The sequence below is a fragment of the Paraphotobacterium marinum genome (assembly GCF_002216855.1).
Lineage (GTDB): Bacteria > Pseudomonadota > Gammaproteobacteria > Enterobacterales > Vibrionaceae > Paraphotobacterium > Paraphotobacterium marinum.
The window spans coordinates 962005-975905 of the sequence record NZ_CP022355.1 but is presented as its reverse complement, the minus strand read 5'-3'; the positions used below and the strand labels follow the sequence as shown (position 1 = coordinate 975905).

General features: G+C 30.4%; 12 protein-coding genes, 1 other RNA gene and 1 pseudogene. 6 read left to right on the top strand and 8 right to left on the bottom strand.

The features are described 5' to 3' along the window. From CF386_RS05090 to phoB, 3 genes are all read right to left on the bottom strand, one after another. Entirely contained in the window at positions 1-1944 is a 1944-nt protein-coding gene (locus CF386_RS05090; RefSeq protein WP_158522305.1) for an ABC transporter permease subunit, read from the bottom strand. A gap of 140 nt (positions 1945-2084) precedes the next feature. Next, positions 2085-3341 (bottom strand): phosphate regulon sensor histidine kinase PhoR, encoded by a 1257-nt coding sequence (gene phoR, locus CF386_RS05085; RefSeq protein WP_404824964.1) that lies wholly within the window; start codon positions 3339-3341, stop codon positions 2085-2087. A 41-nt stretch (positions 3342-3382) separates the two neighbouring features. Then, the gene (gene phoB / locus CF386_RS05080; protein WP_089073329.1) at positions 3383-4072 is read right to left on the bottom strand and encodes a phosphate regulon transcriptional regulator PhoB; all 690 of its coding nucleotides are present in this window, start codon (positions 4070-4072) and stop codon (positions 3383-3385) included. 133 nt (positions 4073-4205) lie between these two features. Here phoB and CF386_RS05075 point away from each other — a divergent pair, with 133 nt between their 5' ends. Continuing rightward, positions 4206-5090 (top strand): recombination-associated protein RdgC, encoded by an 885-nt coding sequence (locus tag CF386_RS05075; protein WP_089073328.1) that lies wholly within the window; start codon positions 4206-4208, stop codon positions 5088-5090. A 38-nt stretch (positions 5091-5128) separates the two neighbouring features. Here the strand turns inward: CF386_RS05075 and dnaJ are convergent. From dnaJ to grpE, 3 genes and pseudogenes are all read right to left on the bottom strand, one after another. Beyond that, positions 5129-6267: pseudogene (gene dnaJ / locus CF386_RS05070) on the bottom strand (molecular chaperone DnaJ). A 69-nt stretch (positions 6268-6336) separates the two neighbouring features. Next, positions 6337-8271 (bottom strand): molecular chaperone DnaK, encoded by a 1935-nt coding sequence (dnaK, locus tag CF386_RS05065; protein ID WP_089073327.1) that lies wholly within the window; start codon positions 8269-8271, stop codon positions 6337-6339. Between the two features lie 92 nt (positions 8272-8363). Continuing rightward, positions 8364-8975, bottom strand: a complete 612-nt coding sequence (gene grpE, locus CF386_RS05060) for a nucleotide exchange factor GrpE (RefSeq protein WP_089073326.1) — start codon at positions 8973-8975, stop codon at positions 8364-8366. A gap of 133 nt (positions 8976-9108) precedes the next feature. On the opposite strand from grpE, the gene nadK reads away from it, so the two are divergent. The 3 genes from nadK (at position 9109) to CF386_RS05045 (ending at position 12089) form a co-directional block, all read left to right on the top strand. Beyond that, positions 9109-9984: an NAD(+) kinase gene (gene nadK, locus CF386_RS05055; RefSeq protein WP_089073325.1), complete on the top strand. Its 876-nt coding sequence runs from the start codon at positions 9109-9111 to the stop codon at positions 9982-9984. 67 nt (positions 9985-10051) lie between these two features. Then, positions 10052-11716 (top strand): DNA repair protein RecN, encoded by a 1665-nt coding sequence (gene recN / locus CF386_RS05050; protein WP_145955012.1) that lies wholly within the window; start codon positions 10052-10054, stop codon positions 11714-11716. 67 nt (positions 11717-11783) lie between these two features. Further along, positions 11784-12089, top strand: coding sequence for an outer membrane protein assembly factor BamE (locus tag CF386_RS05045; RefSeq protein WP_089073323.1), 306 nt, complete (start codon positions 11784-11786; stop codon positions 12087-12089). 19 nt (positions 12090-12108) lie between these two features. Here CF386_RS05045 and CF386_RS05040 read toward each other — a convergent pair whose 3' ends face one another. Next, entirely contained in the window at positions 12109-12372 is a 264-nt protein-coding gene (locus tag CF386_RS05040; protein ID WP_225971741.1) for an RnfH family protein, read from the bottom strand. Positions 12373-12399: 27 nt separating this feature from the next. Further along, complete coding sequence (locus tag CF386_RS05035; protein WP_089073321.1) at positions 12400-12828, bottom strand: SRPBCC family protein; 429 nt, start codon at positions 12826-12828, stop codon at positions 12400-12402. Positions 12829-12930: 102 nt separating this feature from the next. Between CF386_RS05035 and smpB the strand changes: the two genes are divergently transcribed. Both smpB and ssrA read left to right on the top strand, forming a co-directional pair. Continuing rightward, complete coding sequence (gene smpB / locus CF386_RS05030) at positions 12931-13413, top strand: SsrA-binding protein SmpB (RefSeq protein WP_089073320.1); 483 nt, start codon at positions 12931-12933, stop codon at positions 13411-13413. A 48-nt stretch (positions 13414-13461) separates the two neighbouring features. Then, positions 13462-13848: a transfer-messenger RNA gene (gene ssrA, locus CF386_RS05025) on the top strand. Positions 13849-13901: the final 53 nt, after the last annotated feature.

The window sequence follows — 13901 nt, the reverse complement described above, 5'->3', positions numbered from 1 at the left end:
TCAACTATAAAAAATATTACTTGATTTGAATAAGTTTTTATTTTTTGTTCTCAATCGAGAAATAAGAAAATTAATGAATAAAGTAAAAATAAAAACTCCCAGTGTAATCAGGTACAAGTTCTTATAATGACTCATCATATTCTGCACTTCTATATCATTAATATACAGTTCATTCTGTGAATTTGAAGCTAAGCTTAAAAGAAATAAAATAATAGTTATTTCTCCAACCGCACGACCAAAACTTAACATGATTGAAAATATATATGTTTGTGAAATTTGAGGTATGATGAGCCTCTTTATAATAAAAGAATATGAAGCACCGAGCATTATTGATTCCTCAATTAACTTTTTAGAAATTGAGTCTATTGCATCAATTAAAATACTGACCATTGTGGGGATTATAGCAATTCCAACAGCAAACCCAAGAAGCCATACACTTTCATTATCAATATCTACTTTATTAGTCGTAAAGTCTGGAATATGCAATATATCTTTCAGAAAAACAAATAAAATGATTACAGATACTGAAGTAACAAGTAATAAATAAGTATCAATTGAGAGAGTTGTCATCTTTTTTATTGTAAAGTTACTAGAAAAAAACTTATACATACTAATTACCATTACAATAATCAAAAACATTGCAATAACTAAATAAGACAAATTAATATTAATAATTGTATTTACACATAAATAGAAAATTAATGCGATTAATATAGTTGGAAAAACCTGAACTAGATTAAAAAAATATCTTGCTTTTTCTTTTACATATTCTGAGGCAAATATCCCTATGTAAATAGCAGCTAAAAATGACAAACTTAATCCAAGTAATAGAGCAATAAATGTAGCTTTTAAAGCTTTAGTTAGTGTAGGGATAATTTGTAACTTTGGATCTAGAAGTAAAGTATTAATATTATTTAAATATTGTTTATTACTTCCTGTGAAAAAATTATCAAAAATCTCACTCACAGATAATGTGTTGACATTATAGCTGTATAAATTTGAAACCCAACTGTGGCTATTGACTTCTATTAATGACTCAGTGAAAGGAGATAAATCTAGGTAAGATTCATTATTTGAAGGATTAACTACATTGCTTAATTTAAAGCTTACTAAAGGCTTCTGATTAAGAATATTGTACAAATCAACCCAACCGGACTTGTAAATAACAAAAAAGGAACGCTGATTATTTTCAGGAATAATTGTCACAATCTTTTGACTTTTCCGTGTATGAAAAAGCATTCTATTTACCACAGGACCTTTTGTTTGAGCTAGCTCTATGAAAACTTGTCCTTTTCTATTTAAAACCAAAAAATACTTACCTTTTCCGATCAAAAAAATCTTTTCAAAAAAACCGTTTCCAGGAATAAAGTTTTTAAAATTCAATAACTTGGCGCCACCTTTAAAGCTGTATGTGATAACATGTGTTTTATCAAATATATATAGTTCTTGTGAAAATTTATTAAAAATGAATTTTTTGATACTATCTGGTAATGGCGTGATCTTTTCATTCTTTAATAAACTCATCTTACCATTTCCGTATTTATAAAACTGAAGGAGCTGGATAGATTTTTGAGTATATGCAACAAGATAATAATAATCATTACTGAAATAAAGTTTGATCCATTTATATTTCTGTAATATTGGTAAACTTAACCCAGTCTTGTTTATGATTTTTATAGAGTATGTTTCATCTTCTTTATGAAACATAACTTTAATAAAAAATAATTTGAAATTTTTATCCATGACAACTAATAAATTATTTTTTTTTGTTATGAATTTTAGTTTTCCTAAACCCGTATTAATTTTTGTTTTTACCTGATTTTGAGGGTAGTTTGAGATTAAGTTGTATTGATAAAAGTACCCATCTCTATCAAAAGATAATGCAAAATTGTTTGTGAAATCAATAAAATCATGTTTACTATTATCAGAAACATTAAAATACAACTTTCCTTTATATACTGGGACAGATATGCTGGGAAAAGTTTTCAAAAAAATATAAACAATGCTAAAAAACAATACACCAATAATAAATATCGACATTGATGATAAAGTGATATAAAAAAAATTTTTTTTCGCAAAATACTTCATTGGCTTAACACAAATTTTGCATCAATTATAAAATAAAATTTACTACCTTCATTTATTTTGCTTTCAATCTTCAAAGAGGTATCATAATGATTCAAGGAATATTTAACTATAGCTAAACCTAACCCACTTCCGCCAGTTGCTCTAGAACGCGCTTTATCAACGCGATAAAATCTTTCGGTTAACCTTTCAATATGATTTTGCTCTATACCTCGACCTGTGTCAACAACCTCAAACATTATACCTTCGTTGAATTTTTTCAAATTTACTCTCACATCAATTCCATTTGGGTTGTGTTTAATAGCATTAAAAATCAAGTTAGTAACAACACTCCTAAATTGTTCTTCATTTCCTTTAACTCTAATATCTTTATCCACATTAAAGTCAAGATTTTGTTTTTTTGTCTTAGCAAGAGACATAGCTTCTATTTCAATTTGATTTAACATTGTAACTAGATTTATATCATCATTTAAATCAATATCATTATCAGACTCTAATTTTGATAATGTTAATAGCTGCTCAACAAGACTTTCCATTCTGATTAATTGTTCAGACATAACTTTGTGTGCTCTCTGCCACATATCTCCAATTTCATTGGGGTTTTTTGATACCTCAAGGTACCCTTTTAAAACAGTCATCGGAGTTCTTAACTCATGTGAAGCATCAGCAAAAAAAGTTCTTTTCATATCCTCTAATTGTTTTATTTGAGTCGTATCTCGTATAATCATTAAAAATTCGCCTTCATTATATTGCATCGTTCTTAATTCAAGTATATGTGTTCGTAAGACAGGTGAAGGCATCTCAACAGGCTTGTCGAAATTATTTGAATTTAGGTAATTTATAAAGTCTGGTGTACGGATTATTTGCTTAATATTTTGACCTAAATCAGCAGGAAATCTAATACCCAATAACTCCTCAGCAAGAGAGTTGCACCAAACAATGACACCTCTTTGTTTAAACACTAGTACGCCATCAGGTAACGATTCAGAGCCTGATTTAAAACGCCTAATTAGCCGAGTCAGCTCTTTTTTCCTTTTCTGATTCCTAACATTTTTTCGATGTAATAAAATGAAGTTTTTTTCCCATACCCCGATACTAGATGGGACATTTTCAGTTTTTTTATGAAGCCACCCTGAAAACATAAAAAAGTTATAAAGAAGCCATGAATTAAGTGCTAATGAAGCACACATAATAGCAATAGTCGAACTATCAAAAAAATGTATATAAAAAAACCAAAAATAATAAATATTATAGATTCTTTTAAAATATCAAAAAAAATATTCTTTTTATTCATAGCCTACATGTCAGTTGAAAATCTATATCCAGAACCTCTAACTGTCTGAATCAGTTTATCATGGTTATCCTCTTTTATAGCCTTTCTAAGTCGCCTTATGTGAACATCAACTGTTCGATCTTCAACATAAACATTGGTGCCCCATATGTTATTTAAAAGTTGATCTCGGCTAAAAACTCTATCTTGGTGTGTCATAAAAAAATGTAACATCTTAAACTCAGTTGGCCCCATATCAAGCGGTTGATTATTAATAGTAATTCTATGCGAAATTGGATTTAATTTTAGACCTTTAACTTCAATAATTTCATTAAGAGTTGTAGGTGATATCCTTCTCATTACAGCATTGAGTCTTGCAACTAGTTCCTTGGGAGAAAAGGGCTTTGTGATATAATCATCTGCACCAACCTCCAAACCTTTAATTTTATCCGATTCTTCGCTTCTGGCAGTAATCATAACCACTGGGATGTTGCGTATATTCTCATTTTTCTTAATATACTTCAATAGATTGACTCCTGAACCTCCTGGCAGCATCCAGTCTAATAATATAAGATCAGGTATTTCTTCAGTAACAAATTGTATCCCAGAATTATAATCGGGAGCCTCAATTGTTTGATAACCCTGTTGTTCTAAAACGAAACATAACATTTCTCTTATAGATGATTCATCTTCAATAACAAGTACTTTTTTTGCCATGACTTCATATGCCTCAAAATTATTAAGTTTTAATTATCTGACATTTTTATTACAATTTTGTGAAAAAAAGAATTAAAATATTATTTTATTCACCATAAACCTCATTTTACATTCAAGTATACAAGGAAAAATAATGAACGGCTTTAAAAACATCCAATTTTATAAGTTCGAAAATTTATTATTTGAAGATTTACTAAATTTTGAAGAATTATTGCAATCGATAAAATTTGCACCTTGCAAAGAAAATGATATCCAATCCTATGGATGGGTTTCTTCCTATGAAAAAGATTCAAGCCAGTTAGTTTATGAATACCAAAACAATCTATTAATAAAATTAAAAATTGAAGAAAAGAGAATACCTCAAAATGTTTTAAATGAAGAGCTCAAAAAAAAAATTAGTTTACTGGAAAAATCGTCAAATACACGAATTTCATCTGACCAAAAAGCTATCATAAAAGAAGAAGTACATAGACAACTTATACCACGGGCGTTTTCAAACACCTCATTTATTCAGGCATTAATTATACCATCTGAAAAGCTAATTTTGATTGATTCTTCAAGCCAAACTAAAGCTGAATTTTTTTTAAAAGTGCTTAGAAAGACAATCGGAAAACTTCCAGTGCAACCATTAGATAAAAACACTAGTATTGAGCACTTATTATATTCATGGCTAACAAAGAGAAACCTCCCAGATAAATTATTACTTACAAATGAGTTAGAAGTTAAACCATCATCAAATGAAAAAACAGTCATAAAATTTGCAAATTATGATTTAGAATCAAATGATAATTTTGAATTATTAAATAACAATCAATATGTGACAAAGATCGGATTAGAATATAATGAATGTATATCCTTTACTTTAACTAACTTATTACAAGTCAGGAAGTTAAAACTTATGAATTCTCAAAAAGAAGAATCATATGATGATGATGAGAGTTTTGATACGGAACTAATATTGATGATTGAAAGTCTAAAAGAGTTAAGTGGTTTTGTTAAAAGTTTAATAAAACTTTAACTATAAAAGGAGAGTTTAACTCTCCTTAATTATGGTAACTAGCTTGTAAGGTCATCTATAAATTTTTTAACTCCGGTAAAAAATCCATGTGACTTTGGTTTATGCTTACTAGAATTTTTTCCTTCAAAAGTTGATTCAAATTCTTGTAAAAGCTCTTTTTGACGCGAGCTTAAATTAACTGGAGTTTCAATGACTAATTTACACACCAAGTCACCTTTTGAGTGACTTCTTATAGATTTAACCCCCTTGCCTCGCATTCTAAACATTTTGTCAGTCTGCGTCTCTGAAGGGACTTTTAAATTAACCTTTCCATCTAATGTAGGAACTTCAACATTTCCACCTAAGGCCGCCATTGTGAAACTAATTGGCACTTCACAATATAGATTATTCCCATCACGTTGGAATATTTCATGCTGTTTAATATGAACTTCAACATACAAGTCACCAGCTGGTGCGCCCTTTTCACCTGCTTCACCTTCACCTGTAAGCCTTATTCTATCGCCAGTATCAACACCTGATGGTATTTTAACTGAAAGATTTTTTTTCTTTTTAACTCTTCCTTCACCAAAACATGACTTACATGGATTTTTAATTATCTTTCCTGTTCCATGACAAGTCGGACATGTTTGCTGAACAGCAAAGAAGCCCTGTCTCATTTGAACCTGTCCTTGACCATGACAAGTTGGACATGTTGTAGCAGAACTGCCTTTTTCGGCACCTGAACCGTTACATTTTTCACATTCTGATAATATATTGATTGAGATGTCTTTAGTACAACCTTTAACAGCTTCTTCTAAAGTAAGCTCAATATCATATTTTAAGTCTGCACCTCTTTGTGCTTGATGTTGATTACCACCTCTTCTTCCACCACCAAAAATATCTCCAAAAACATCACCAAAAATATCTCCAAAATCAGCTCCACCAAAACCGCCATGTGCACCATGACCTCCTTGCTCAAATGCAGCATGCCCATATTGATCATAAGCCGCTTTTTTTGAGGATCAGATAAAATTTCATATGCTTCTTTTATTTCTTTGAACTTTTCAGCAGCCTTATCATCACCTGAATTTCTGTCTGGATGATATTTCATTGCTAATCTTTTATATGATCTTTTTATTTCTCTATCAGTGGTAGTTTGTGTAACTTCAAGTATTTCGTAGTAATCTCTTTTTGACATTTTTGAACAACCTAATATTAATTACAAAATGGGCGCAAGAATGCGCCCTTTGAATAACGTTTACTAAAGTTATTTTTTAGTTTCGTCTTCTTTAACTTCTTCAAATTCCGCATCAACAACATTGTCATCTTTAGCAGTATTATCTTCAGAAGCATTAGCGGAAGCTCCAGCCTGTTGAGCATTTTGAGCATTTTGTTGAGCCATTTCCATTAGTTTTTGAGATGCTTCAACTAGCTTTGAAATTTGTGCTTCAATTTCTTCTTTGTTATCAGATTTAACTGAAACTTCAAGTTCCGAAATAGCCTTTTCGATATTGGTCTTCACATCCGCAGGTAGATTTTCTCCAGCTTCTTCTACTTGCTTTCTTGTTCCATGAATCATTTGATCAGCTTGGTTTTTTACAGCAACTAATTCTTCAAATTTCTTATCAGCTTCTGCATTAGCTTCAGCATCATTTACCATTTTTTGAATTTCATCGTCATTTAAACCACCAGAAGCTTGGATTGTAATTTTCTGCTCTTTACCTGTATTTTTATCTTTTGCTGAAACATGTAAGATTCCGTCAGCATCAAGGTCAAAAGTAACTTCAATTTGAGCCATTCCTCTAGGTGCAGGTTGAATACCTTCAAGATTAAATTGACCTAATGATTTATTATCTCCAGCTCTTTTTCTTTCACCTTGTAAAACATGAATTGTAACTGCAGATTGGTTATCTTCTGCCGTTGAAAAAACTTGGTTAGCTTTTGTTGGTATCGTAGTGTTTTTTTCAATAAGCTTCGTCATCACTCCACCCATTGTCTCAATACCTAATGACAATGGAGTAACATCTAATAGTAAAACATCCTTAACATCACCAGATAACACTCCTGCTTGAACAGCAGCACCCATAGCAACAGCTTCATCAGGATTAACGTCTTTTCTAGGTTCTTTACCAAAAAACTCACTTACTTTTGTTTGAACCATAGGCATTCTTGTCTGACCACCAACAAGAATAACGTCAGTTATTTCATTGGCATTTAAATCAGCATCAGCAAGAGCAATTTTCAGAGGCTCAAGAGAACGCTCAACTAAATCTTCAACTAAAGATTCAAGTTTAGCTCTTGTAACCTTAATATTCATATGTTTTGGTCCTGAAGCATCCGCTGTAATATAAGGAAGATTTACATCAGTTGCTTGTGCAGATGAAAGTTCAATTTTGGCTTTTTCTGCAGCTTCTTTTAATCTTTGCATAGCTAAAGGATCATTTTTAAGATCAAATCCTTGCTCTTTTTTAAATTCTTCTACTAGGTAGTTAATTAACCTTGTGTCAAAATCTTCACCGCCAAGATGGGTGTCACCATTAGTAGCTAAAACTTCAAAAGTTTTTTCACCTTCAACTTCATCAATCTCAATAATTGAAATATCGAAAGTACCACCACCTAAATCATAAACAGCTATTGTTCTATCACCACCTTTCTTGTCAAGTCCATAAGCTAGAGCTGCGGCAGTGGGTTCGTTGATAATTCTTTTTACTTCAAGTCCAGCAATTCTTCCTGCATCTTTGGTAGCTTGTCTTTGCGCATCATTAAAGTATGCAGGGACAGTAATAACAGCACCAGTTACTTTTTCTCCTAGATAATCTTCAGCTGTTTTTTTCATCTTTTTCAAAATTTCTGCTGAGATTTGTGGGGGTGCCATCTTTTCATTTTTAGCTTCAACCCAAGCATCACCATTATCAGCCTTAACAATTTTATAAGGCATAATGTCAATGTCTCTTTGAACTTCTTCATCTTCAAATCTTCGACCAATCAATCTTTTAATCGCAAACAATGTATTTTCAGGATTTGTAACTGCCTGACGTTTTGCTGGCTGTCCAACAAGTGTCTCACCATCTTGTGCATAAGCAATAATTGAAGGAGTAGTTCTTTCTCCCTCTGCATTTTCAATAACTTTAGGCTGGTCACCATCTAAAACAGCAACACATGAGTTTGTTGTACCTAAGTCTATACCAATAATTTTACCCATTAATTTTTCTCCAGAATAATTTTTTATAACTAATTAATTTTATATATAAGGTCAATTTAATTTATTTCAACCTTTATTGATTTTTTTTTATTTTATTTTGATACCATTACCATTGCAGGCCTGATAACTCGCCCATTTAAGATATAACCTTTTTGCATAACTAACATACATTTGTTTGAATCAAAATCTGGACTTTCTTGAATTGACATTGCTTGATGAAGTTCAGGATTAAAATCTTCTCCAATTGGGTTTATTGTTTCTAAACCAAACTTAGAAACTGTATCATGTAAAGTTTTAAGAGTAAGCTCTACTCCTTCTGTAATAGCGGTATTATCATCACTCTTATCTGCTTTTGCTGAATCTAAAGCCCTTTCTAAATTATCGATTACCGGAAGTATCTCAGACAACAATCTTTCAAGAGCAAACTTCTTGGCTTTCGTAATCTCTCCTTCACTTCTTTTTCTAATGTTATCAACTTCGGCTCTAGATCTAAGCACGATATCTTTTTGTTCTTTAATAGTTTTATCACTTTGAGCTAATGCTTTTTTATACTCTTCAACTTTTTCCTCTAATTCATTAACATAGTCAATATTTGTATTTTGAGAATCTTCTTGTAACTCTTGATTCATATCTTCATTTAATTGTTGCTCATGATTCGCCTGACCGTCATCATCAAGAAAATTTTCATTATTATCAACGTTCATATGGAACTCCATAGTAAATTACTGTTTAATTAAAAATATATATATGTCCTAAATTATATTTATCAAGTCTTTATTTGAATAGAAAAAAATAATAGTTATAATTTATTAAATTTCAAAATATGTAAAATCATAGATGGATAAAAACTTCAAAAAAATTGCTCTTATTGGATATCCAAAAAATACAGATGTCATAGCTACCATCAAAAGTCTGTATTCATGGCTTACAAATAAAAATGTGGAAATTCTTTTAGATCAAAGGCTATCAAATATAGAAGGATTAGATAGTGAATTTTATGCATTAGATTTAATTGGAAGCTCTGCGGACCTAGCTATCATAATAGGTGGAGATGGTGTCATGCTAAATGCTGCTCGAGTTTTATCAAAATTTGATATTTCAGTTATTGGCATAAATAAAGGAAATCTTGGGTTTCTAACAGATATATCACCTGAAAATTATCACACTGAAATAAATGGAGTTTTAGCAGGAGATTACTATTCAGAAAATAGATTTTTGCTTTCATTTTCGATATTAAGAGACAATAAATTCATAATTAATAAAGTTGCATTGAATGAGGTAGTTCTTCATCCTATTCAAATTGCAAATTTAATTGAGTTTGATGTCTTTGTGAATAAGCGATTTCTATTTAATCAAAGATCTGATGGACTTATTGTTGCCACACCAACTGGCTCAACAGCTTACTCCTTATCTGGTGGAGGTCCAATTATTTCACCAAATTTAAATGCTATTACTTTAGTACCTAAATTTCCACATACACTATCATCAAGACCTATTGTGATAAGTGCGGATAACACAATCAATTTAAAAATAACTTCGGATAAAAACCCACTAGCTATAACTTTTGATGGGCATGAAACTATTCCTTTGCAACGAAATGATCAAGTTATCATAAAAAAAAGTAAGCATACATTAAATTTAATTCACCCAAATAGTTATGACTACTATAACGTTCTAAGAAATAAACTTGGTTGGTCTAACAAATTTTTCTAATAAATATTTTACTGTTTATAAATACAGTGTATACTGTATTTATAAACAGTTTATTTTATGGTTTTTTATGCTAACTAACATTAATATTTCTAACTTATCAATTTTAAAATATTCTGATTTAAAAATTAAATCTGGTATGACAGCAATCACGGGAGAAACTGGCTCTGGTAAATCTATCTTTTTACAAGCTTTGAACCTTTCATTAGGCCACAGACATGACTCTAGTATTATCAGAGATAATAAAAAACCAGCCGTAATTACTGCTTCTTTCGAAATCGAAAAATTAAAAAATATAATCGAATGGTTAAAGGATAACGACTTAATCGATGACATGAACTGTATTTTAAGGAGAGTTATATACTCTAATGGTAAATCAAAATCATATATTAATGATTATCCTGTAACATTAAAGAAGCTAAAAAAACTTGGTGAAAAATTAATTAACATCCATGGACAAAACTCTCATAATGATATTTTATGTAAAGAAAAACAACTTTATTTCGTGGATCATTTTGCAAACAATAAAGATATTTTAAAAAGTTTTCAATATTACTACTCAAAACTGAATGAAATTGAAAAAGATATATTAATAAAGTTAGAAATTAAAAAAAATAATGACTCTAAGAAGGAACTGTTACAATTTCAGTTATTAGAGTTAAAAGAATTGAGTTTAAAGAAAAGTGATTACGAACATTTTGAGAAACAATATAACTCTTTGAGTAATGCTGATATTCTATCTGATACCTTATATCAAGTTACATCTAATATAAACTCTGAAAGTGATGGGATTGTAAAGACTTTACAACAGCTAAAGAAAAAACTGTGTGAAATTATGCATTTAAACAATTCAGTACAAAATTCTATTAGTATGTTAGAAGATTCAATCATCAACTTACAGGAAATTGATAATGAACTTTCAAGTCAAGCTCAAAATATAGTCTCCGATAATACTCTTCTTCAAGAGTTAGAAAATAAGATATCAAAAATAATATCTTTATCAAGAAAGTATAACACGACTCCGAATACTTTATATAATAAAATTGAAGATATAGAAACTGAACTTTACAGACTTGAAAATTGCGATGAAGAAATCAGTCATTTAGAACAGAAAAAGATGGCTTTAAAAAAAATAGTTAATGAAAAGGCTGACTTATTAACTGAAAGAAGAAAAAAAAGTCTGCTATTGTTTTCTAAAGAAATAAATAAAAAACTAAAACATGTTAATTTAGAAAATGCAATTTTTAAAGTTGATATAACTAGCAAGAAAGCAATTTCTGAAAGTGGTAATGATTGCATTTCTTTTTTAATGACAACCAACGATAAATCAAACTTTACAGATCTAAAGTCTATATCAGGTGGGGAGTTATCAAGAGTTGCATTAGTCATTATGGCTACTTGTGCCAGTAAATTTAAAATGCCAACCATAGTATTTGATGAAATTGATACAGGCATTAGTGGAAAAACAGCTAGAAAGGTTGGTAATTTACTTCATCAAATTGGTACAGAAACACAATTAATTTGTGTGACTCATTTGCCTCAAGTAGCTTCTTTTGCAGATACTCAGCTATTTGTTGAAAAACATAGCGATAATTATATTAATGTCAAAACTCACATCATTGAACTCTCTAAAGAAGAGCGCATTAATGAGGTTGCAAGATTATTAGGGGGTGAGTATGTCACAAAAGCATCAAAAGCTAATGCCATAGAATTACTTGCTCATCAAATCAATTAATTTTTTAATTTACTATTTTTATTGAGTTGTTTAATATAGAAATAAACGTAAACCCATAGGAAATTACATGAATTTGAAAAGTACTTGTTGCATAGCTTTATTGGTTTATATGCTTACAGGTTGTGGCTTAGTTCATAAAATGACAATAGATCAAGGAAATTATATATCGGAAGAACAAGTCGAACAGTTAAAAATTGGTATGTCCAAACAACAAATCAGATATGTTTTAGGTACCCCTATGCTTTTTGATGAATCAAGACCAAATACTTGGCAATATGTTTTTTATGTCAAAAAAGGCTACCAGCCACCTGATGAGAAAAAAATAATCATTCAATTTGACTCTAATGGTAAAGCTATGAGTATTCAAAAATAAATTGACTTATTTAGAAGGGCTATTTTCTTGCTGCCCTTCTTCTTCTTACTTCTTTTGGGTCAAACATAAGTTTTCTGTATATTTCAATTCTATCTTCAGGACAAACAGTAGTTTTTAAATCTATTAGTTTTCCCCAAATACCAAATTTATTATCCACTAAAGATATTTCATTATTCCTGTCTAAAATTCCAGATTTTAGAATAACATCCTCAACTGTATCGCCGATCTCAAATTTCATATCGACAATATCTTGTTTTTTGGGTGTTAAATAAATTATTTGCACTTTATTCAAAATAACATCTTCCTATTCTTAATTATATATTTCTCGGGCTCTGTTAGTAAAAGCAACTACCATATTATTAGCCAATTCCTTAAATATTTTCCCAAAGGCGAATTCAATCAGGTAACTTTTAAACTCAAAATCTAAACGAAATTCAACTTTACAGGCAGAATCATCTAGTTTAATAAAAGACCACTGGCCATTTAACTTAGAAAAGGGTCCGTCAACCAAATCCATTATTATGTTTTCATTAGATGTTGTATTTTTAGTGGTAAATGTTTTACTAATACCTGCCTTTGAAACATCAACAGATGCCAAAATATAATCTTCCTGATTTTCTAAAATTTTACTACCAGTACAACCAGGCAAAAAATCCGGATAGGACTCTATATCATTAACTAGCTTGATCATTTGCTCTGCACTATAAGGCACAAGTGCTGTTTTATTTATATTTGCCATTTAAAATTTCCTGTTTTTAAAATTTATTATAACATTTGATTGCAATCCAAAAAAGGATACTTAAAATATGTTGTTAATAATTTAATCAATTAATAAAACTTTATGGCTAAACAAAAAAATAAAAAGGTATCAAACAATACCATAGCAAAAAATAAAAAAGCTCGTTTTGAATTTGCTATTCATGAGGAGTTTGAATCTGGACTTGAGCTTCAAGGCTGGGAAGTAAAATCAATCAGAGAAGGTAAAGTTAATCTTAGCGAAAGTTTTGTACAATTTCACAACAATGAACTTTTTTTAATGAACAGTACAATACAACCTTTAAATATGGCTTCTACACATGTCATATCAGAACCTTTAAGAAGAAGAAAGTTACTTCTGAATCATAGAGAAATCTCTAAAATTTTTGGTTTAGTAAATCGAGATGGCTATACAATAGTTGCTTTAAGTATGTATTGGAAAAAATCATGGGTAAAGCTTAAAATTGGTGTAGCTAAAGGTAAAAAATTATATGACAAAAGAAAAGATATTAAAGATAGAGATTGGTCGATAGATAAATCAAGAATTTTGAAAAAAAGTACTAGGTAATATTGACAATTTATTGTAAATCAAATATTTTATATGTTAATTACTCAGGGGGCTGATTTAGGATTCGACAGGATCATGAAGGCTTTTGGAGCATGTCGTGGGGCGGTTGGCCACGTAAAAAGCCGCAAAAAAATAGTCGCAAATGACGACAAATTTGACTCGTACGCTCTAGCAGCGTAATTGTAGCTTAATAAACTACCAGTCTGCTTTTGCCCTAGCTTTCGCTTGTAAGACGGGGAACAACAAAAGTTCAAACCCAAACAAGATAGCGACCGAAGCTTTGTCTAGAGAGCTAAAGCGCGAAATACTAATTCTGGAAGACTTTTAAGTAGTTTGTTTTGTAGCAGCTTAAAAGTTAAATATACAAAACTAAGCATGTAGCGCCATTTGTTTTAGTGTTTTTGGACGCGGGTTCAAATCCCGCCAGCTCCACCAAAATTTTGGAAAGGCCTATAACTCTCTGAGTTATAGGCCTTTTTGTATTTATA